The sequence below is a fragment of the Streptomyces sp. NPDC096013 genome (assembly GCF_044763565.1).
In the GTDB taxonomy this organism is placed as follows: Bacteria; Actinomycetota; Actinomycetes; order Streptomycetales; family Streptomycetaceae; genus Streptomyces.
Window position 1 is genome coordinate 121,740 of record NZ_JBIWGK010000016.1, and the last position, 19,714, is coordinate 141,453.

19 protein-coding genes are annotated in these 19,714 nt (G+C 73.0%); 9 read left to right on the forward strand and 10 right to left on the reverse strand.

Translation table 11 applies throughout. The annotated features are described in order from the left end of the window. Positions 1-13: 13 nt before the first annotated feature. Entirely contained in the window at positions 14-1,831 is a 1,818-nt protein-coding gene (locus tag ACIRB1_RS37885) for an ABC transporter ATP-binding protein (protein ID WP_403468715.1), read from the reverse strand. After that, positions 1,828-3,549 carry an ABC transporter ATP-binding protein gene (locus tag ACIRB1_RS37890; RefSeq protein ID WP_403468716.1) on the reverse strand — a complete coding sequence of 574 codons (1,722 nt, stop codon included), beginning with the start codon at positions 3,547-3,549 and terminating at the stop codon, positions 1,828-1,830. Before ACIRB1_RS37890 ends, ACIRB1_RS37885 begins: the two co-directional genes overlap by 4 nt. 238 nt (positions 3,550-3,787) lie before the next feature. Here ACIRB1_RS37890 and ACIRB1_RS37895 point away from each other — a divergent pair, with 238 nt between their 5' ends. Further along, a complete protein-coding gene (locus ACIRB1_RS37895) occupies positions 3,788-4,432 on the forward strand; it encodes a DedA family protein (protein WP_352179509.1) in 645 nt (214 codons plus the stop codon). A gap of 83 nt (positions 4,433-4,515) precedes the next feature. Here the strand turns inward: ACIRB1_RS37895 and ACIRB1_RS37900 are convergent, their stop codons facing one another. Continuing rightward, entirely contained in the window at positions 4,516-5,043 is a 528-nt protein-coding gene (locus ACIRB1_RS37900) for a gamma carbonic anhydrase family protein (RefSeq protein WP_403468717.1), read from the reverse strand. A 107-nt stretch (positions 5,044-5,150) separates the two neighbouring features. On the opposite strand from ACIRB1_RS37900, the gene ACIRB1_RS37905 reads away from it, so the two are divergent. Further along, on the forward strand, positions 5,151-5,948 hold the full coding sequence (locus ACIRB1_RS37905) for an acyltransferase (RefSeq protein WP_403468718.1): 798 nt from the start codon (positions 5,151-5,153) through the stop codon (positions 5,946-5,948). Positions 5,949-6,034: 86 nt separating this feature from the next. Here the strand turns inward: ACIRB1_RS37905 and ACIRB1_RS37910 are convergent, their stop codons facing one another. Continuing rightward, entirely contained in the window at positions 6,035-6,892 is an 858-nt protein-coding gene (locus ACIRB1_RS37910) for an EamA family transporter (RefSeq protein WP_403468719.1), read from the reverse strand. 106 nt (positions 6,893-6,998) lie between these two features. Between ACIRB1_RS37910 and ACIRB1_RS37915 the strand changes: the two genes are divergently transcribed. Together ACIRB1_RS37915 and ACIRB1_RS37920 are read left to right on the forward strand one after the other, a co-directional pair. After that, positions 6,999-7,583: an XRE family transcriptional regulator gene (locus ACIRB1_RS37915; RefSeq protein ID WP_352179505.1), complete on the forward strand. Its 585-nt coding sequence runs from the start codon at positions 6,999-7,001 to the stop codon at positions 7,581-7,583. A 31-nt stretch (positions 7,584-7,614) separates the two neighbouring features. Further along, complete coding sequence (locus tag ACIRB1_RS37920; protein ID WP_403468720.1) at positions 7,615-8,172, forward strand: YbaK/EbsC family protein; 558 nt, start codon at positions 7,615-7,617, stop codon at positions 8,170-8,172. A 12-nt stretch (positions 8,173-8,184) separates the two neighbouring features. Here the strand turns inward: ACIRB1_RS37920 and ACIRB1_RS37925 are convergent, their stop codons facing one another. Further along, positions 8,185-9,261, reverse strand: coding sequence for a cation diffusion facilitator family transporter (locus tag ACIRB1_RS37925; RefSeq protein WP_403468721.1), 1,077 nt, complete (start codon positions 9,259-9,261; stop codon positions 8,185-8,187). Between the two features lie 58 nt (positions 9,262-9,319). Here ACIRB1_RS37925 and ACIRB1_RS37930 point away from each other — a divergent pair, with 58 nt between their 5' ends. Then, complete coding sequence (locus ACIRB1_RS37930) at positions 9,320-9,679, forward strand: metalloregulator ArsR/SmtB family transcription factor (RefSeq protein ID WP_352179502.1); 360 nt, start codon at positions 9,320-9,322, stop codon at positions 9,677-9,679. Between the two features lie 10 nt (positions 9,680-9,689). Here the strand turns inward: ACIRB1_RS37930 and ACIRB1_RS37935 are convergent, their stop codons facing one another. From ACIRB1_RS37935 to ACIRB1_RS37950, 4 genes are all read right to left on the reverse strand, one after another. Further along, a complete protein-coding gene (locus ACIRB1_RS37935; RefSeq protein WP_403468722.1) occupies positions 9,690-10,931 on the reverse strand; it encodes a 4-hydroxybenzoate 3-monooxygenase in 1,242 nt (413 codons plus the stop codon). A gap of 83 nt (positions 10,932-11,014) precedes the next feature. Next, positions 11,015-12,655 carry an APC family permease gene (locus ACIRB1_RS37940; protein WP_403468723.1) on the reverse strand — a complete coding sequence of 547 codons (1,641 nt, stop codon included), beginning with the start codon at positions 12,653-12,655 and terminating at the stop codon, positions 11,015-11,017. 150 nt (positions 12,656-12,805) lie between these two features. Next, on the reverse strand, positions 12,806-13,213 hold the full coding sequence (locus ACIRB1_RS37945) for a CoA-binding protein (RefSeq protein ID WP_329556090.1): 408 nt from the start codon (positions 13,211-13,213) through the stop codon (positions 12,806-12,808). A gap of 132 nt (positions 13,214-13,345) precedes the next feature. Beyond that, positions 13,346-15,358 carry a BTAD domain-containing putative transcriptional regulator gene (locus ACIRB1_RS37950; protein ID WP_403468724.1) on the reverse strand — a complete coding sequence of 671 codons (2,013 nt, stop codon included), beginning with the start codon at positions 15,356-15,358 and terminating at the stop codon, positions 13,346-13,348. 145 nt (positions 15,359-15,503) lie between these two features. Here ACIRB1_RS37950 and ACIRB1_RS37955 point away from each other — a divergent pair, with 145 nt between their 5' ends. Next, positions 15,504-16,385: an alpha/beta fold hydrolase gene (locus ACIRB1_RS37955; protein ID WP_403468725.1), complete on the forward strand. Its 882-nt coding sequence runs from the start codon at positions 15,504-15,506 to the stop codon at positions 16,383-16,385. Between the two features lie 11 nt (positions 16,386-16,396). Here the strand turns inward: ACIRB1_RS37955 and ACIRB1_RS37960 are convergent, their stop codons facing one another. Next, a complete protein-coding gene (locus tag ACIRB1_RS37960; RefSeq protein ID WP_403468726.1) occupies positions 16,397-17,257 on the reverse strand; it encodes a carboxypeptidase regulatory-like domain-containing protein in 861 nt (286 codons plus the stop codon). Positions 17,258-17,463: 206 nt separating this feature from the next. Between ACIRB1_RS37960 and ACIRB1_RS37965 the strand changes: the two genes are divergently transcribed. Genes ACIRB1_RS37965 through ACIRB1_RS37975 form a run of 3 tightly spaced genes read left to right on the forward strand, consistent with a single transcriptional unit; the run spans position 17,464 to position 19,693 of the window. Then, positions 17,464-18,321, forward strand: coding sequence for a hypothetical protein (locus tag ACIRB1_RS37965; protein ID WP_403468727.1), 858 nt, complete (start codon positions 17,464-17,466; stop codon positions 18,319-18,321). A 14-nt stretch (positions 18,322-18,335) separates the two neighbouring features. Further along, positions 18,336-19,154, forward strand: coding sequence for a hypothetical protein (locus ACIRB1_RS37970; protein ID WP_403468728.1), 819 nt, complete (start codon positions 18,336-18,338; stop codon positions 19,152-19,154). After that, entirely contained in the window at positions 19,151-19,693 is a 543-nt protein-coding gene (locus tag ACIRB1_RS37975; protein ID WP_403468729.1) for a SixA phosphatase family protein, read from the forward strand. Before ACIRB1_RS37970 ends, ACIRB1_RS37975 begins: the two co-directional genes overlap by 4 nt. Positions 19,694-19,714 lie beyond the last annotated feature (21 nt).

Sequence of the window (19,714 nt, forward strand, 5' to 3'; positions counted from 1 at the left end):
TCGGCGGGGCGGGCTAGGGGGCGTCGGGGGCGGTCCCGGCGGAGCGGCTGCCGGACCAGGCGTGCCACAGGGCGGCGTACTGGCCCTGGGCGGTGAGGAGTTCGTCGTGCGTGCCGTTCTCCACGACCCGGCCGTCGCTCAGCACGATCACCCGGTCCGCGGAGGCGGCCTGACTGAGCCGGTGCGCCACGACCAGCGCGGTCCGCCCGCGCAGCGCCTGCTCGGCGGCCTCGTCGAGCTGCCGTGCCCCCGAACTGCCCGCCTCCGCGGTCGCCTCGTCGAGCACGACGACGGGTGGATCGGCCAACAGCAGTCGTGCGAGGGCGAGTTGCTGCGCGCGGTCGGCGGTGAGCCGATGGCCGCCGTCGCCGACAACCGTGTCGAGGCCCTCCGGCAACGCCTCGACCCAGCCGAGCGCGCCCACCGTGCCGAGCGCCTCCCGGAGTTCCCCGACGTCGGCGCCCGGTCGGGCCAGCCGCAGATCCTCCGCGAGCGGCCCGGCGAAGACATGCACCTCCTGCGTGACGAGCCCGACCAGGTGACCGGCCTCGTCCGGTTCCGCGCCGCCGATGTCGATCCGGCCCGACTGCGGGCGGTGCAGCCCCGCGACCAGCTTGGCCAGGGTCGTCTTGCCCGCACCGGTCGTACCGACCAGCGCCACCCGCTCCTTGGGCCGGATCTCCAGGTCGACGTCGTGCAGCACCGGGCGGCCCGGCACATACGCGTGGGAGACACCGGTCAGCGTCACGGGCGGGGGAGCGTCCGTCGTCGTACGGTCGTCCGCGCGGTCGGCGACCGCTGGCGCGGGTTCGTCCACGACCCCAACGAGCCGTGCCAGTCCGGCCGTTGCCGACTGGGCGTCGTCGAGCAGCACCAGCGCGGTGTTGACCGGCCCGAAGAGACTGTGGAAGTACAGCGCGGCGGCGGTGGCCGTGCCGACCGACGCGGAACCGTCGCGCACCAGCAGGAACCCGGTGACCAGCACGGCGGACAGCCCCAGGTACTCGGCGATGTGCAGCCGGCTGTAGAAGCGCAGCATCAACTGCACGCCCCGCATGGTCAGTTCGACGGCGGAACGCGAGCGTTCGGTGACCCGTCGGCTGTGCTCCCGCTGAAGGCGGTACGCCCGTACGGTCCGCGCCCCGCCGATCGTGTCCAGCAACTGCTGCTGCTGCGTGCCGGTGGCGATACGCTCCTTGGCGTACAGGGGAACGGCGTTGCGGACATACCAGCGCGCGGTGTGCGCCTGTACGGGCACCGCGATCAGCGCGGCCAGCAGGAACCGCCAGTCCAGCAGGGCGAGCGCGCCGAGCGTCAGCACGATCGACAGCGCGGACCGGGCCAGCTCGGGCAGCGCCCCGCGCACGGCGTCGGCGACCCGCGAGACATCCCGCGTGACACGGGAGTTGAGGTCACCGGAACCGGCTTTCTCCACCCGGTCCAGGGGGAGCGACAGGGCCCGCTCGACGAACAGTTCACGCAGCCGGGCGAGCGCGGTCTCGCCCAGCCGGGAGATGAGGGACATGCCGAGCGCGGTGGTCACGCCCTGCACCACCGCCACCCCGGCGAGCGCGATCACCGGGAAGGTGAGCGCGTCGGGGGAGCGGTGCTCGGTGACGATGTCGACGATGTGGCCCAGCAGCGGCTGGGTGAGCAGTCCGACGGCTGTGGCGAGCACCATCAGCCCGAACCCGGCGACGGCCAGGCCCCGCTGCGGGCGCAGGAGTTCACGGACCGCGGCGCGGGTGCGGGCGGGGGTGGCGGTGGGGAGGAGAGCGCGGTCCGTGTCCACCCGCGCGGCCTCCCGTACCGCCTCGGCTTCCGTCGTCATGCCAGCACCGCCGTCCGGTAGGTCGCGTCGGTTCGTACGAGGTCCGCGTGGGTGCCCTCGGCGCCGACGCGGCCGGCGTCGAGGAGGATCACGTGGTCGGTGACGGCGAGCAGGGCGGGGCTGTTGGTCACCACGATCGTGGTGCGCCCCTGCCGGAACTCGCGCAGGCCGCTCGCGATACGTGCCTCGGTCACCGTGTCGACGGCGGTCGTCGGATCGTGCACGACCAGGACGGGCGGCCCGGCGCGCAATGCCCGTGCCAGCAGCACGCGTTGACGCTGACCGCCCGACAGCGACCGGCCGCCCTCGCCGACCCCGGTCGCGGTGCCGTGCGGCAGGGAGTCGGCGACCTCGTCGGCGCGGGCGGCGGCCATGGCGTGCTCGGTACGCAGATCGGGTTCCCCGTCCGCCGTACCGCTTCCGTACTCCTCGTGCGGCGTCACGTTCGCGGCCAACGAGCCCTCGAACAGCGCCGCGTCATGGGCGGCGACCAGCACGGCGGCCCGAAGTCCCGCCGGATCGAGGCGAGTCAGGGGTACGCCGTCCAGCTCGACGGAACCGGACTCCGGGTCCGTCTCCCGCCCCAGGCACCGCAACAGGGCCTCGGCGGCGGCCGGGTCCGTCACCGCGATGCCGGTCAACCGCCCGGCGGGCAGGTCGAGATCGAGGCCGTCGAGACCGCCGAGCCGTACGCCGCGCAGCCGCAATTGTCCGCGCACGGGCTCGGCGACCGGGTCGTCGCCGTCCACCACCGCGTGCCCGGTGGCGAGCACCTCCGCGACGCGCGCGGCCGAGGCGCGGCCCTGCGCCAGTTCGGCGTTGACCCACGCGAACGTCTCCAACGGCCCCAGCAGGAACAGCGCGAGCCCCACCGCCGCCACCAACTGCCCCAACGTGAGCGATCCGTCGAGGGCGAGCCGCCCGCCCACGAGGGCGATCAGCGCGATGAACCCACCGGTGAGCGCGAGCGCGAGCCCCGTCTGCCAGGACTCGGCACGCGCCGAACGCAGCGTGGCGGCAAGGGAGACGCGGCTCGTCCCGCGGTACCGCTCGACGGCGGCGTCCTGCGCGCCGAGCCCCTTCAGCACGCGCAGCCCGGCGACCAGGTCGGCGGCCACGCCCGACGCGTGAGCGGCCCTGTCCTGCTCGGCCTCGCTGCGGCGCTCCAGCGGCTTGCTCAGCAGATGCCCCAGCCACAGCAGCACGGGCGTGCCCAGCAGCACGATCAACCCGAGTGTCACGGACGTCAGCAGCAGCGCGACGGCGGCCACGGTGACACCGGAGATCGCCCACATGCCGCTCATCAGCGCCATGTTGACCGCGCCGACCCGCTTGGCGTCCTCGGTGGCGACGTTGGCGAGTTCCCCGGGCAGCCGTCCCTCCTCGGCGCCGCCACGGGCGTCGAGCACCCGGTCCACGATCGCCGACCGGAGTGTGTGCGCGGCCTCCTCGGCCCCGCGTTCACCGGCCTTGGCGCCGAGCCGGAAACTCCACGACAGCGTCACGTACATGACGGCCAGGACACCGAGCCAGAGCGCCAGGCGTCCGGCGTTCTGTCCGTCCACGGCCTGGTCGATGACGACACCGATGAGGACCGGCACCAGGGCTTCCCCGAGTTGGTGCACGCTTCCGAGCGCCAAACCGAGCGCGAGGCGTCGTAGCTGTCCTTTGACCGAGCGCGTCAGGACGTCCCGCCCCGACAGTTCCCCTGCTCCCACCAGCCACCCTCCGGAAACCGGCCAACTTAGGCAAGGCTACCCTATGTGAATCTCCGGCAGATGGCGTTCTTTCGGTCCGCCCGGGACGTAACGGAGCGGTATCGACGCAGCCTCGGAGCCGTCGTCCGAGGGGCGCTGCCGTTCGATGCCGGGCGGTAGGCTTCCTGAGTGCGCCCGCTTCACGCTTCGCGGCGCACGCCGGAAAGTCAGACAGTCCGCGCGTTCAGGAGGACCGGCGTTGCACGTCCAGGAATGGCTCGACTCGGTTCCGGCGGTGGCCGTCTACGCCGTGGTGGCCCTCGTCATCGGGGTGGAGAGCCTGGGCATCCCGCTGCCGGGCGAGATCGTCCTGGTCTCCGCCGCACTTCTCTCCTCCCAGCACTCGGGCATCAACCCGTTCGTCCTGGGCGCCTGCGCCAGCCTCGGCGCGGTGATCGGCGACTCCATCGGCTACGCGATCGGCCGCAAGGGCGGACGCCCCCTGCTGGCCTGGCTGGCGGAGAAGTTCCCGAGACACTTCAGCGAAGGCCATGTGGCCACCGCGGAGAGGTCCTTCGAGAAGTGGGGCATGTGGGCCGTCTTCTTCGGCCGCTTCATCGCCCTCCTCCGCATCTTCGCCGGCCCCCTCGCGGGCGTACTCCGCATGCCCTACTGGAAGTTCCTGATCGCCAACCTCCTGGGCGGAGTCGTCTGGGCCGGCGGCACCACGGCGGTCGTGTACTACGTGGGAATCGTCGCGGAGGACTGGCTCAAGCGCTTCTCGTACTTCGGCCTCGCGGCGGCGGTACTGGTCGGCCTCGCCTCCATGCTGATCGTGCGCCGCAGGGCGCAGAAGATGACCGCGGAGAAGAACGAACCCGAACCGGTGAGCGCCGCCGAGTGACGAAGGGGCGCGGGGCTGTGCCCACGGTGCGGCTCCGCCGTGTGGGCGCGACCGGCCACGACGCACCCGCACCCGCCGACGGTCTACTCATGCACTTCGCGATGCGCCTTCGCCAACTCGGCGTACATCGTCCCGTTGAGGGTCAACCCCTCCCGCTCCTCGGAACTGAGCTCCCGCCGAACCTTGGCCGGCACCCCGGCGACCAGTGACCCCGGCGGCACCACCATCCCCTGCGGCACCAACGCCTGAGCCGCGACCAGCGAACCCGCCCCGATCACCGCCCCGTTGAGCACCGTGGCTCCCATCCCGACCAGGCAGTCGTCCTCCACGGTCGCCCCGTGCACCACCGCGTTGTGCCCCACGGAAACCCGCTCACCCACACTCACCGGAAACCCCGGGTCCGCGTGCAGGGTGCAGTTGTCCTGGATGTTGCTGTCCGCCCCGACGACGATCCGCTCGACATCGCCCCGCACCGCCGCGCCGTACCAGACACTCGCCCCGGCGGCCAGCGTCACGTCCCCGATCAGGGACGCCGTAGGAGCGACGAACGCCGACTCGTCGACCTTCGGCTCCCGGCCGCCCATCCCCACGATCAACGCCCTGTGCGTCATGAAGCCCTCCAAGCTGTCGCGGACACCCGCACGGTACGACACCGGTGGGGCGAAGATCACAGCGGCCGGGCCTCATGGGTCTGACGCGCGCTGAGTACGGTGAGCGGGTGCCCACAAGCAAGAACACGTTCTCATCATGGCGGCGCCGCCTCGTACAGGACGCCGTCCACGCGGGCTGGGCCTGGGTGCAGCGCACGGGCTCGGTGACGGCCGACCGCCCCGGCCGCTTCCGGTTCGGGTCCATCGGCGAGGCCACCCGGCTCGCCTTCCCGCTGGGTACGGTCTTCGGCGAACCCTGGATCCACCTCGGCTCCCACTGCATCGTCGGCGAACAGGTCACCCTCACCGCGGGCCTGATGCCCGACCTCGACCTCGGCCCCGACCCGATCCTGCGCGTGGGCGACGGCGTGGTCCTCGGCCGCGGCAGCCATGTCATCGCCGACACCACAGTCACGATCGGCAGCGACTGCTACTTCGGGCCCTACGTCTACGTGACGTCCACGAACCATTCCTACGACGACCCGCACGAGCCCATCGGCAAGCAGTGGCCCCGGATGGAGCCCGTCGAGATCGGCTCGGGCTGCTGGATCGGCACCGGCGCGGTGATCCTGCCGGGCGCGCGGATCGGCCGGAACGTGGTCGTGGCGGCCGGTGCGGTGGTCCGCGGCACGGTGCCCGACCATGCCGTGGTCGCGGGGGCCCCCGCACGGGTCGTACGCCGCTGGACACCCGCGGAGGGCTGGCAGCCACCGCTCCGCACCCCCGCGCCGGTGCCGATCCCGGCGGACGTGACCCCGGACCAGCTGCGCGCCCTCGCGGACCTGGACGAGGCGGGCGCGGCACGGCTCGCCGACCTGGACGACGACGCGATCGCGAGGCTGGCGGAACTGGACGCGGACGCCTGACGGTCAACGGGCAGCGGGCACCCGGGAGCTGACACCCCGCACGGGTGCCCTCCGCGGCACGTGGGCACCCCGGCCGCGGGCCGCCCTCACCCCGTGGCCAGCAACAACGTCCCCACCAACGCCAACCCCGCCCCCGCCGCCTGGATCACCCGCAACCGCTCGCTCAGAAACCCCCGTGCCGCCAGCGCCGTGACCACCGGATACAGCGAGGCCAGCACCGCCGCCACCGTCACCGGCCCGTGCTGCGCCGCGATCGAGTACGTCCCGTTGGCCGCCACATCGGCCAGCCCCACGAAGGCCAGCGCCGGCAGGGAGGCCCAGGGGAAGCCGCCCTCCGGGAGCGCGACCCCGCCCCGCCGCACCGAGGCGTACAGCGCCGCCCTACCCGTCGCCACGTTGGTGAGCCGCTGCACGAACAGCGCGAGGAACAACCCGGTCACCGTCGTCGACGCCTCCGCGATCAGCGCGAACACCGTGCCGAAGCCGAGCGCGGCGATCAGGGTCAGCAGGATCGCCTGGCGCTGCACGGGCGCGCCCCGCAGCTGGGGGCCGCCCGCGAGGACGACCCCGGTGACGGCGACCGCGATCCCCGCCGCCTGGATCAAGCCGGGCCGCTCGCCGAGGAACAGGCCCACCCCGACCGGTACGGCCACGCTCAGCGTCGCGAGCGGGGAGACGACGCCCATCGGGCCCAGCGCGAGCGCCTTGTAGAAGCTGAACAGCGCGACCGGCCCCACCAGCCCCGCCGCGAACGCGAACCACAGCCGGGGCCCGGCCTCGCTCCAGCCCCCGGTGGCCACCACGACCGCGCCGAGCACGGCCGCCGCGATGCCCTGCGAGACCACGACCACCGTGAGCGCCGGACTGCGCCGGGTCAGCAGCCCGCCGCCGAAGTCGGCCAGCCCCCACAGGAGACTGGTGGCCAGGGCGAAGAATGCTGTCACGGGGTGCCTCGCAGTACAGTTCGGTGAACGAGCCGGTTCATCACACCGTAGTTCGGTCAATTGAACTCTGTCATCCACAATATTGAACTGAAGGTACAGGCAGAACGTGTCGGACCTCGACCTGCTGACCCAGTCCCTGGCACGCAACGTCAAGCACTGGCGCTCCGTGCGCGGCTTCACCCTGGACGTGCTCGCCGCCCGGGCCGCCGTCAGCCGGGGCATGCTCATCCAGATCGAGCAGGCCCGCACCAATCCCAGCATCGGTACGGTCGTCAAGATCGGCGACGCCCTCGGCGTCAGCATCACCACCCTGCTCGACTACGAACAGGGCCCGAAGGTCCGCGTCGTCCCCGCCGAGCGCGCGGTACGGCTGTGGCACACCGACGCCGGCAGCTACAACCGCCTCCTCGCCGGCACCGAGGCCCCCGGCCCGCTGGAGATGTGGGACTGGCGGCTGATGCCCGGGGAGTCCAGCCCCTCCGAGCCGCACCCCGCCGGCACGGTCGAACTGGTCCATGTCACCACGGGCGAACTGACCCTCACCGTCGACGGCGAGGACCATCTGGTCCCGGCCGGGGCGAGCGCCACCTTCGAGGCCAACACCCCGCACACGTACGGGAATCGGGGCGATGCGCCGATGGAGATGATGATGATGGTGTCGGTCCCGCCCGTGCGCGGAGACACCCCGTGAGCAGCGGTCGCACGCCTGTTAGCGTGCGGTCATGCACGCACCCATCGGACACTTCGACCACGCCGTCCCGGCCCCCGACTGCCTCGACGAGCTGACCCGCCCGGTCGCCGACGCCGTGCGCGCCTGGCGCGGCAGCGTCCCCGCCGACCAGTTCGTCTACGTCGACACCGACCCCGAGTGGGCCGACACCGCGACCTTCGTCGAGCACTACGGCCAGGACCTGCTGGAGCGGTCCGCCAACTGCGTGGTCGTCGCCGGGAAGCGCGGCGGCGAGACCACGCTCGCCGCGTGTGTGGTCCTGTCCACCATCCGCGTCGACGTGAACGGCGTCGTCCGCCGCCAACTCGGCGCCCGCAAGGCCTCGTTCGCGTCGATGGACACCGCGACCGGGGAGAGCGGCATGGAGTACGGCGGCATCACCCCCGTCGGACTCCCCGCCGACTGGCCGGTGCTGGTCGACTCGGCCGTCGTCGACCTGCCCTACGTCCTCGTCGGCAGCGGACGCCGCCGGGGCAAACTCCTCGTCCCCGGCAAGGCGTTCGCCGAACTCCCGGGCGCGGTGGTCCTGGAAGGCCTGGGCGTCGCCTGACCCACCCCGGCCTCAGACCATGCTGTGGTGGGCCAACTCCCCATGCGGGTCCGTCTCCCCGGGCACCGGCGCCGGATCGGCGTGCACAAGAGCGGCCGTGAGGCGCGGCACCGCGTGCAGCAGCGCGTGCTCCGCCGCCACGGCGACGGCGTGGGCCTGCCGCACCGTCGCCTCCCCGTCCACCACGACCGCCACCTCCGCGCGCAGCCGGTGCCCGATCCACCGCAGCCTCAACTCGCCCACCCCGCGCACCCCTTCGACCTCCCGCAGGGCGTCCTCGGCCCGGTCCACCAGGGCGGGATCGACGGCGTCCAGCACACGCCGGAACACCTCCCGGGCCGCGTCCCGCAGGACCAGGGCGATGGCCGCCGTGATCGCCAGCCCCACCATCGGGTCGGCCAGTCGCCACCCCAGCGCCGAACCGCCGGCCCCGATCAGCACGGCCAGCGAGGTGAACCCGTCGGTGCGGGCGTGGAGTCCGTCGGCGACGAGTGCGGCCGACCCGATCTCCCGGCCGACCCGCATCCGGTACCGGGCCACCCACTCGTTGCCGACGAATCCGACGAGCGCCGCGACGGCGACCACCGGGACGTGTGTCATGGACCGCGGGTCGAGCAGCCGGTCCACCGCCGCCCAGGCCGCGAAGGCCGCCGACGCGGCGATCGTCAGCACGATCGCGATCCCGGCCAGGTCCTCGGCGCGCCCGTAGCCGTAGGTGAAGCGGCGGGTGGCGGCCCGGCGGCCGAGGACGAACGCGATGCCGAGCGGTACGGCGGTCAGCGCATCCGCCGCGTTGTGCACGGTGTCGCCGAGCAGCGCGACCGACCCGGACACGACCACCACGGCCGCCTGCACCAGCGCCGTCACCCCGAGCACCGCGAGCGACAGCCACAGGGCGCGCATCCCGCGGGCCGAGGACTCCAGCGCGGAGTCGAGCTTGTCGGCGGTCTCGTGGGAGTGCGGGGTGAGGAGGTGGCCGAGGCGGTGACGGAGGCCCGTGGGGGAGTGGTCGTGGGGATGGGGGTGGTCGTGGCTGTGGTCGTCGTGCGGGTGGGCGTGCTCGTGTTCGTGGTGGTGCTGGTCGCTCACTGGGTCCCCTTCCGGTGCGCGGGTGGACGGACGGCGCCCGCAGAGCCATTATGTGCGTATGAGCGCACGCATGCACCTATCACCTGCGCACGATGCGCATCCGCGCACCCCGGGCGAGGAACAGTTCGCCCTGGCCGCCGAACTCCTCGCCCTGCTCGGCGACCGCACCCGGCTGACCCTCCTGCACGCCCTCACGGCGGGCGAGGCCGACGTCAGCACCCTCACGGAGGCCTGCGACGCGGCCCGCCCCGCCGTCAGCCAGCACCTGGCGCGGCTGCGGCTCGCGGGCCTGGTGACCACGCGCAAGGAGGGCCGCCGGGTGATCTACGCGCTGAGCGACGGTCATCTGCGACGGCTGGTCGACGAGGCGTTGAACGTGGCCGACCACCGGCTCACCGACCGCCCGCCGCACGACTGACCGCCGTACCTCAAGTGCCGCGCACACCTCGGGAGTTGGGGTCCATGCCGAGGTAGCTCTCCGCGAACGCGAGTCCCGCGGCCGGGGATTCGAAGACGCGGCGGAGCCGGGCGAGGGTGGTGCCCGCGTGGTACGGGTCGCCGGACGAGGCGCCGTGGTACACGTCGGAGAGCCACTGGGAGAACTCCTGGTACTCCCACACACGGCCCAGACATGCCTCCGAGTAGCCGCCCAGGCCCGTGGAGTCGCCCTTCGTGAGATGGGCGACGAGGGCGTCGCCGAGCAGGAACGCGTCGTGCAGGGCGAGGTTCATGCCCTTCGCGGCGATGGGGGCGGTGAGGTGGGCCGCGTCGCCCGCGAGGAAGAGGCGGCCGAACACCATCGGTTCGACCACGTAGTTGTGCATGTCGAGCACGCGCTTCTCGATCAGCCGGCCCTCCGTCAACGGCGGGGCGCCGGTCGCGGCGAGGCGGTGCCGCAGCTCGGACCAGACGCGCTCGTGCGGCCAGTTGTCGGGGTCGTCGCCGGGCGGGCACTCCAGGTAGTAGCGGGTGACCTCGGGGCTGCGCGCCATGTGCCCGGCGAAACCGCGCGGATGGACCCCGAACACCACGCAGTCCGAGGACGGCGGCGCCTCCGCGAGCAGCGCGAGCCAGCCGACGCCGTAGTCGTGCCGCGCGATGCGGACCCGCTCCGGCGGCAACGCGGCCCGGCTCACCCCGCGCGCACCGTCGCAGCCCGCCACGAAGTCACCGTGCACGAGCCGCCGTTGACCGGTCTCCGGGTCGGTGTACGACACCGTCGGGCGGTCGGTGTCGAGGTCGTGCAGCTGGACGTCCTGGACGCCGAAGCGGATCTCGCCGCCCCGCACATCCGCGTACTCGCGCACCAGGTCCGTCACGAGCAACGGCTGCGGATAGACGTAGTGGTGATGCCCCGTCAGCTCCGTGTAGCCGAACCGGTGCCGCTGCCCGGCGAACCGGAACTCGCACTCGGTGTGCGGCACCGCCCGCTCCAACAGCCGCTCGGCGAGACCCCGTTGCTGAAGTCCGCGGACGGCCCACTCCTCGATGACGCCGGCGCGCGGCCGCTGCTCGATGAACTCCCGGGTCTCCGTCTCCAGTACGAGGCAGTCGATTCCGGCGGCGCGGAGGATGTTGCCGACGGTGAGTCCGGCGGGTCCCGCGCCCACGACGACGACCGGAAAGCGGTCTGCGGACGGGGAGTTGGGGTGGGGGGAAGTCAAGGTCACCCGCCCAGTATGACGGTGTGCAGACAGCCGGAACCGGCCACCTGGACGGCGGCCGGTTCGGGTGTCGGCGGGACGGGCCGGGATCAGTGCGTGGGCACGTCCACGACCACGACCTCGTCGATGCTGCGCTGGATCTCCTCCGGGCGGGAGGCGACGGCGCGGGCCCAGTGGTAGATGGCCAGGGAGAACGCCGAGATGATCAGGATGTCCCACCAGAGCGGGATGTTGCCCTGGCCGCCGAAGCCGCCCTGCCAGGAGATGACGCCCATGCCGATCAGGTAGACCGGCAGCCACTGGGCGGCCTTGAAGTCCAGCCGGGGCGCGTCGGGCAGGTTCTTGCTCTTGGCGTAGAAGGCGTAGCCGCCGAGCAGCGCGTAGCCGAGGACGATCGCCACGCCGAGCCGCCAGAGGATGCCCCAAGTCGCCCAGTAGATGATGAGGTTGGCGACCACGAAGGAGAGCGGGGAGATCAGCTTGCCGCCGGGGAGGCGGTACGGGCGGTCGTGGTCCGGGAGCTTGTCGGTGAAGACGCCGTACGCCAGCGGGGCGCCCGCGTACATCAGGACGCTCGCCGAGGTGATGAAGCCGACCAGCTGCTGCCAGCTCGGGAAGGGCAGGAAGCAGATGACGCCGGTCACGAAGGAGAGGACCAGGCCGAACCACGGCACGCCCCGGGCGTCCGTCTTCTCGAACAGCTTCGGCGCGTAGCCGTTGCGGGAGAGGCCGTAGGAGACGCGGGAGGTGGCGGTCGTGTAGATGAGGCCGGTGCCGGCGGGGGAGACCACGGCGTCGAGGTAGAGGACGACGCTCAGCCAGCCGAGGCCGACGAGGGTGGCCAGGCCCGCCCAAGGGCCGTCGATCCCGGGGAAGTCGAGCTTGCCCCAGCCGTGCGCGAACGAGCTGTGCGGCAGCGCGGCGATGAACACGACCTGGAGCAGGACGTAGATGGTCGCGCCGATCGCGACCGAGCCGAGGGTCGCGCGGGGCAGGTCACGCCTGGGGTTGCGGCTCTCCCCCGCGAGCTGGATCGCCTGCTCGAAGCCGAGGAGGGCGAAGATGATGCCGCTGGTGCTGATCGCGCTCAATACACCCTTGGCGCCGAAGGGCGCGAAGGTCTCCGAGGTGAAGTTGCCCGGGTGGAAGTTACCCACCGCGACGATGAAGATCGTGGCCAGCGGCACGGCGATCTTCCACCAGGTGGCCGCGCTGTTCGTATGGGCGAGGACCTTCACGCCCAGGAAGTTGACCGCGACGAACACCGCCATCAGGACGATCGCGACGATCAGGCCGCTGGTCGTGAGGGTGCTGTCCTTCGCGTGCAGATAGCCCTTGGCGAAGTCCCAGTGACCGGCGTAGCCGATCATGGCCTCGACCTCGATCGGGGCCACGGTCGCCGCCTGGAGCCAGGAGAACCAGCCGAACGACATGCCCGCGAGGCCGCCGAAGGCGTAGTGCGGATAGCGGGCCGTGCCGCCCGCCACCGGGAACATGCCGCCGAGTTCGGCGTGCACGAGCGCGAGCAGCACGATCGCGACGGCGCCGATCACCCACGAGATGATCGCCGCGGGGCCCGCGACCATGACGGCGTTCTTCGCGCCGTACAGCCACCCGGACCCGATGATGGAGCCCACCGAGGCCCACATCAGTCCGATCAGACCGACGTCCCGGCGCAGTCCGCCCGGTTTGTTCGCGGCCTCCGGGAGAACCTGATCAACACTCGCCATGTCAAGGCGCCTCTCGAAGTCAACACGCATGCTTAACGGTCGGGAGGCATCAGGCTAGGAATGCATGAATATTTTCAGAAGCGCGTTGCCTGAAATTTGACTCGTACTGGAGAGCTTCTTTTACCCAGCGCCCGCACAGGGCGGCGCAGGTCAGCCCAGTCGCGGGATCTCGATCGCCGGGCAGTGGTCCATCACCATGTCGAGACCGGCGGCCCGGGTCCGGTCGTACGCGGACTCGTCGATGACCCCGAGCTGGAACCAGACGGCCTTCGCGCCGATGGCGACCGCCTCGTCGGCGACCGGGCCCGCGAGGTCGCTGTTCACGAAGACGTCCACGACGTCCACCGCGAAGGGGATGTCCGCGAGCGAGGCGTAGCCCTGCTCGCCGTGCACCGTCTCCGCCTTGGGATGGACGGGTACGACGCGCTTGCCGAAGCGCTTCAGCACCTCGGCGACACCGTAGGCCGCCCGCGACCGGTTCGAGGACAGGCCCACGACGGCCCAGGTGTCACCGGACTCGGTGAGGATCTTGCGGATCGTTGCTGAGTCGCCGTACATGCTCGGTCTCCTTGGAATCGTGCGCGCCTGCTGCCTGCGACAACAGCGGGGGGCGCTTCCTGATTCCGTGCAGGACGAAGATCGGCGCGGTGTACGGCGGTGGTACGGGTGACCGGCCGAGACGTCGCCGGTCTATCGAGGGCGTCCCAGGGCCGCGGTGAGATCGTCGAGGTGGCGTGCCACCGGGCCCAGGGTGAGCAGGCCGCTGCCCGCCCCGGCCAACTCGGCCGCGGCGGGCGTCAGTTCCACGAGGGCGCGCTCCATCGTCCGGTGGTCGTCCAGGGCCAGCGCGGCGCGGGCGGCCAGACACCACAGCGCCTCGAAGAGCAGGTCGCGGGGCGGGTCCGGGAGCGCGCGGAGCGCGGCCCTGGCGTCGGCGGGGCGGTCGTGCGCGAGCGACACCAGCGGGCGGGCCCACGGTTCGTACGGTCCCCAGTCGAGGTGCTCGTCGGTCTGGGCGGGCAGGCCGTGCCGTAGGCGGAGGCACAGCAGGGCCAGCGGCAGCAGCCCGTGTTCCAGACCGGGCATGCCGGCTCCGTCCAGGCGAAGTGCCGCCCGCCGGTAGGCGGTTGCCTCCTCGGTCGGGCGGGGGTTGCCGGTCGCGGAGAGCCGCAGGACCCGGTACCAGTCGGTGAACACGCCCACCAGGGGTAGTTCGTGACGCTCCGCCAGACGGTCTGCCGAGGCCGCGTGTTCGTCGGCTCCGTCGAAGTCGGCGAGGGCGCTGCGGGACTGGAGTCGGACGAGATGGCCGAGGACTTCGTAGGTGACCATGCCGTGCCGGGCGGACAGGGCGACCAACTCGGCGCCGATCTCGTCGCGTCGAGGGGCCAGGCCCGCGCGGTGGAAGGTCTGCATGAACGTGCCGTTGAGGGCGAAGGCGAGCAGCGCGGGGTCGTTCAACCGGCGGGCGATGTCCTCCGCCTGGCAGGCTGCCTGGGGACCGCGTGCTGAGCGGGTGCCGCGTGACTCCAGGGCGATGGTCGCCAACAGGCGTGCGCGCGCGGCGGGATGGGCGTCCTGGGGGAGCGCGGCCAGGGTGAGCTCGGCCGCCCGCACGGTGTCCGCCGCCTGCCGCGGGTCGTCGACGCGGGTCCAGATCGCGGGGACGTCGTAGGCGCCGATGACCCGGGCGGTGAGTTCCGGGTCGCCCAGTTCCTGCGCCGCCGTGATGGCGGCGAGGCGGTGTCCGCGGGCCGCTTCCAGACCGCCGCCTCCCGTGACGGCGAGATCGCGGAGCAGGCCGACCGTCGACTCCAGGCGGGCGCGGGCACCGGACGCCACGGTTCGGTCGTAGGCGGCGGTGGCCTGGGACCACACGCGGTCGGCGGGGTCGGCCGGCCGGGCCCGTTCCCGGTCGAGGGGATCACCGGGGCCGGGATTCAGATGCGCCGCCTGGTCGAGGATGTCCGCCTCCAGGCGGCGCAGCGTCGGGCCCGGGTCGGCGCCGAGTTGTTCCACGAGGAGGGTGCGCGCCCGGCGCAGGACCGCGAGCGCGTCGCCCTGGCGGCCGGTGCGGTAGAGGGCCAGGGCCAGGAGCCGCCAGGCGTCCTCGCGCCAGGGATGTTCCGCCACATGGGCGTCGAGGTCGGGAACCGCCATCGCGGCCCGCCCCAGGGCGAGTTGGACCTCGGCCCGGCGTTCGACGGCGTGCAGCCGGAGTTCGGCGAGGCGGGAGCGTTCCGCGCGGGCCCAGGGGGCCGTGTCGAAGTCGGCGTAGGCCGGACCGCGCCACCAACTCAGCGCCTCCTCAAGCCGGTTGAGCGCGTCCAGGTCCGGCAGGGTTCCCGCGGCGGTCACCGCCCGCTCGAAGCGCCACGCGTCCACGGTCTCCGGCTCGGCGCGCAGCGCGTACCCCGGGCCCTCGGTGACCAGCAGCCGGGCCGGAGTGCGCGGCGGGCGCTCCGGTTCCAGGGCCCGGCGCAGCGCGGCCACGAAAGTGCGGACCGCGCCCACCGCGTCGGCGGGCGGCTCGCCCTGGTCGGCCCACAGGTCCGCGACCAGTCGGCCGACCGGGACGACCCGGCGCCGGGCGACCAACAGCCGGGCCAGCACCGCGCGGTGCCGGGGGCCCTTCAGAGCGATCGCGTCCCCGGCACCGTCCCAGGCCGCCACCGGCCCCAGCACCCCGAACGCGACACCCATCGCCGACCACCCTTTCCGGGGCATCGCCCCAGGTCACGGTAGCGCGCTCACCCACTGCTCATTCGCGCCCGGCAGGCTCGACGGCATCGACACCGGCGTCGGCCCCGACGCCCGTACCGACATCGCCACGAAGGAAGGGCGCCCCATGTCACCCACCATCCCCGGTTTCACCTACCACCGTGTCCCCGTCGCGGACGGCGTGTCCCTGAACGCCGCCGTGTCCGGAACCGGCAGCCCGATCGTGCTGCTGCACGGCTTCCCGCAGACCCATCTCATGTGGCGCCATGTCGCCACCGACCTCGCGGCCGACCACACCGTGATCTGCCCCGACCTGCGCGGCTACGGCGCGAGCGACAAGCCCGCCGAGACCGACGGCACCGGTTACGCCAAGCGCACCATGGCCGCCGACATCGTCGCCCTCGCCCACGCCCTGGGCCGCGACCGGTTCGCGCTCGCCGGGCACGACCGCGGTGCCCTGGTCGCCTTCCGCGCCGGACTCGACCACCCCGACACGATCACCCACCTGGCCTGCCTCGACGTGCTGCCCACCCTGGACATGTGGGACGCGCTGCACGGCGTGACCGCCGCCGTCGGCTTCCATCTCTACCTGATGGCCCAACCCCCGGGCCTGGCCGAGGAGTTGATCGCCGCCGCGCCCGACGCGTTCTTCGGCCACTTCCTCGACATCTGGACGAACGACCCGCAGGCGATCCCCGCCGGCATCCGCGCCGCCTACCTCGACGCCTGCCGCGCCGCGGTCCCCTCGATCGTGGCCGACTACCGCGCCTCCGCCGGCATCGACGTCACCCACGACCGCGCCGCCCGCGACTCCGGCGACCGGCTGCGGATGCCGGTCGCCGTCCTCCAGCAGGACTGGGGCGCCGCCCTCGGCTTCGACGCCGCCGCCCTGTGGAGCGCTTGGGCCCCCGACCTGCGGCACGAGACCGTCACCTGCGGTCACTTCATGGCGGAGGAGGCCCCCGTGGTCGTAGCGAAGACACTGCGGGACCTCGTCGCCGAGCGCTGAGCGGGGGCGCCTCAGGCGGTGCCCGCGGTCACGGTGAAGTCGACGTCCTCGCCGACCGCCGACACCCCGTTGAGGGCGGCGCTCGCGTGCAGTCGGTTCGCGCCCCTCGGCAGGGGGGTGTCCGGCCTGCACGACCAGGCGCCGCGGACATCTGCGACACCCGCGCACACCGTGTGCTCGGTGGCGTCCAGGACCGTCACCCGCGCCCTTGGATACGAGGTCCCCGCGAGCCGCCCCGCGCCGGACACGAAGGTGCCGCCCGCCGGTTCGGTCAGCGTCGGGCCGGGCATGCCGACGGTCACCGTGCAGCCGCCGGACGCGCGACGCCTGCCCCCGGCGTCGGTCAGCAGGACGGCGCAGCCGGGCAGCCGCGTCCCCGGCACCGCCCGCGCGTCCACGGCGAGCGCGAACGGGTAGCCGCTGTCCCGCCATGAACCGGCCCCCGAGTCACGGACGTAGGTGTACGTGCCGCTGGCCCCGTCGGTGGCCACCGACCCCTGGAACCCCGCGGCGTCGGCGAGCGGCGTACCGGTCACCCGGGCCCCGGCGGGCGCCGTCAGCCGCAGCGAGGAACCGGCCGGCAGGGCGGCACCCTTGTACCCGCTGATCTCCACCAGGCCGGAGCGCCCCGGCACGATGGTGGCGGCACCGCGCAGCACCCGCGCGGAGGCGTCCCCGGCGTCGGAGCCGGAGGGATGCGGCGCGGCGGAGGCGACAGCGGGCGGGAGCAGTGCCGTACCGGCGACGAGTGCGGCGGTCAGAAGACCCAGCCGCTGCCGGAGGGGTCTCGGCGACGGGGGTCCGGGGCGGGGAGAGGACAGGGTGCCGGTCGTCGGCGACGAGGGCTCGTGGGGAAACGTGCGGTCGGTCATGGGGAGTCTCCGGGATCGTCTCGTCCGGGGGCAGGCCGGCTGCTCCCACCCCACACGCCCGACCGCCCCCGGGGAAAGGCGAGATGGGCGAACGGGTGAACGCCGGTCGCCGACAGGCACGGCCGGAAGAGTGCAATCGGCGCGGAAATCCCTCTCCCGGCTGCGGGACACGCTCGCGCACGGACCCGTTCGGGAAACGTGACCCCGTGAACCCGAGCCGCCGTACCGCCGCCCGCCTCCTTGTCCCGCTTCTCGCCCTGTGCCTCGGCGCGGGCGCCCCGCCGACCGCCCCGCGCACCGCGATCACCGTCACGGAGACCGCCTCGCAGCCCGCCTACCAGCCCGGTGGCCGGCTGAGGTTCACCGTGGTCGTGGCCAACTCCGGGCCCGCCCGCGCCACCGGACTGCGGATCACGGCCGCGCCGCCACCCGAACTGCACACCCCGGCACCGGAGTTCACCCGCACCTGCACCCCGGCCGGCCGGGGCACGACCTGCGGAACCGTACCCGGAACCGCCGCGATCGCCCCGCACGGCACCCTGACCTACACCCTCACCGGCACCGTGCCCCCATCCGTCAGCGGCGAACTCACCGCCTCCGCCGACGTACGCGTCCCCGCGACCACCACCGACACGCACTGCAAGCCGGTCTGCCGGGCGAGCGTCACCGTCGGCGGACCGCGCGTCCACCTCCGTACGACCGCCGCCACCGAGCCGGGCGGGATCGTCGCCCTCACCGCGACCCTGGACAACATGGGGTCGGGCGACGCCCGCCGCTTCCGGTTCACGGACGACCTGAGGGACGTGGCCGACGACGCGGGCTTCGTCGCCGGTTCACTCAACTCCGGTCCGCCCGAGGCCGGTTCGGGCACGTACGACGCCCGTGCGAGAACGGTGACCTGGACGGGCGCGGTCCCGGTCGGGCAGGCCGTCACCGTCACCTACCGCGTCCGCCTGCCGGAGCGACCGCACGGCAACGGCGTCCTGACCCACCGCGTCACCGCCCCCGGCACGAACTGCGCCCCCGACTCCTCGGACCCGGCCTGCACGACGACGACCTCCTGAAAAACCGGACGAACATGCGTGCGTACGGCACTCCGCCCGCCTACGCTCAGGCCGTGCTGCGCATCATCGACGTCCGAACCGGCGAGCCCGTCGAAGCCGCCCCCGCCCGCCGTGGCCTGACCAGGGTCCAGGCGCACGCGTCGGGCCTCGACGCCACATCGCTCCGCGTCCTCCTCGTCTCCGACCTCCTCGTCCGCGCCCTCGAACTCGGCGGCACCCCCGTCTGGTCCCTGCTCACCGGCGACCGCCAACAGGCCGAACTCCGCGCCGCCGCCGGTGCGTTGGGCATCCGCCCCTTCGAGGAAGGCGCCGATCTCGGCTCCGGCCTCGGCGAGGCCCAGGTTCTCCATGTCGCGGCCGAGGGTGCGGAGACGGCCGGGGGAGTCCCGGTCTCCGAGCCGACGCGGGGAACCCTGGCCTCCGGGACGACCGGGAGAGCCGTGGTCGCCGTGGCCCCCGTCGCATCGCCCACGGCAGCCGTCCCCGACCTCTCCGACCCGGGTGCGCTCCGGCTTGCCCTGCTCTCGCACCCCCGGGACCTGTCGGTACGCCTCGACGGCGAGGTGCTGGAGGAGGCGCGGCGGACGCTCGGGCACTGGCGCGGCGCGGTCGCCGACTGGGCACGGCGGCCCTCGCGGCCGGTGCCCGACGAGGTGCGGGTGCAGCTGCGGACCGCCTGGGAGGACGACCTGAACGTGCCCGAGGTGCTGCGGGTGCTGCGCCGGGTGGAGACCTGGCCGGACCTGCCGGACGGCGCCCGCTTCGAGACATACGCCTACGCCGACCGGCTGCTCGGGCTCGAACTCACCCGTGACATCGGGTCGTTGGCGTGAACGCCAGGACCGGGGCCCGTCCGCTGCGCCGGCTGGTCGTGCTGCGGCACGCCAAGTCGGCCTGGCCCGTGGGGGTTCCGGACCATCAGCGGCCCCTCGCCCCGCGCGGGCGCCGGGACGCCCCGGCCGCCGGTGTCGCGCTCGCCGAGACCGACTCGCTGCCGGATCTCGCCCTGTGCTCCACGGCCGTACGGGCGCGCCAGACCTGGGAGTTGGCGTCCGCCGAGTGGGGGACACCGCCGCCGGTGCGGTTCGAGCCGGGGCTGTACGCGGCCGACGTACCCGAGTTGCTCGACGCCGTGCACCATGTGCCGTCCGAGGTCGAGACGTTGCTCCTGATCGGGCACAACCCCGGGCTCGAGGAACTGGTTCTCGAACTCGCCGGTGACGGTCTCGACGACGCGCTGGACGAGGTCCGGGTGAAGTTCCCGACCTCGGCCATCGCGGTCCTGGCCTGGCACGGCGGTACCTGGCGGGAACTCGCGCCGGGTACCGCCCTGTTGACGGGGCTGACCGTGCCGAGGGGCAGGAAGAAGTAGGGCCGCGACCGGTACGCGGCG

What these genes read in the sequence shown, in the direction of transcription:
- ACIRB1_RS37885 (WP_403468715.1), bottom strand. Translation starts at nt 1,831, where the DNA reads ATGACGACGGAAGCCGAGGCGGTACGGGAGGCCGCGCGGGTGGACACG.
- ACIRB1_RS37900 (WP_403468717.1), bottom strand. Translation starts at nt 5,043, where the DNA reads ATGACGCACAGGGCGTTGATCGTGGGGATGGGCGGCCGGGAGCCGAAG.
- ACIRB1_RS37920 (WP_403468720.1), top strand. Translation starts at nt 7,615, where the DNA reads ATGCACGCACCCATCGGACACTTCGACCACGCCGTCCCGGCCCCCGAC.
- ACIRB1_RS37930 (WP_352179502.1), top strand. Translation starts at nt 9,320, where the DNA reads ATGAGCGCACGCATGCACCTATCACCTGCGCACGATGCGCATCCGCGC.
- ACIRB1_RS37940 (WP_403468723.1), bottom strand. Translation starts at nt 12,655, where the DNA reads ATGGCGAGTGTTGATCAGGTTCTCCCGGAGGCCGCGAACAAACCGGGC.
- ACIRB1_RS37945 (WP_329556090.1), bottom strand. Translation starts at nt 13,213, where the DNA reads ATGTACGGCGACTCAGCAACGATCCGCAAGATCCTCACCGAGTCCGGT.
- ACIRB1_RS37950 (WP_403468724.1), bottom strand. Translation starts at nt 15,358, where the DNA reads ATGGGTGTCGCGTTCGGGGTGCTGGGGCCGGTGGCGGCCTGGGACGGT.
- ACIRB1_RS37955 (WP_403468725.1), top strand. Translation starts at nt 15,504, where the DNA reads ATGTCACCCACCATCCCCGGTTTCACCTACCACCGTGTCCCCGTCGCG.
- ACIRB1_RS37960 (WP_403468726.1), bottom strand. Translation starts at nt 17,257, where the DNA reads ATGACCGACCGCACGTTTCCCCACGAGCCCTCGTCGCCGACGACCGGC.
- ACIRB1_RS37970 (WP_403468728.1), top strand. Translation starts at nt 18,336, where the DNA reads ATGCGTGCGTACGGCACTCCGCCCGCCTACGCTCAGGCCGTGCTGCGC.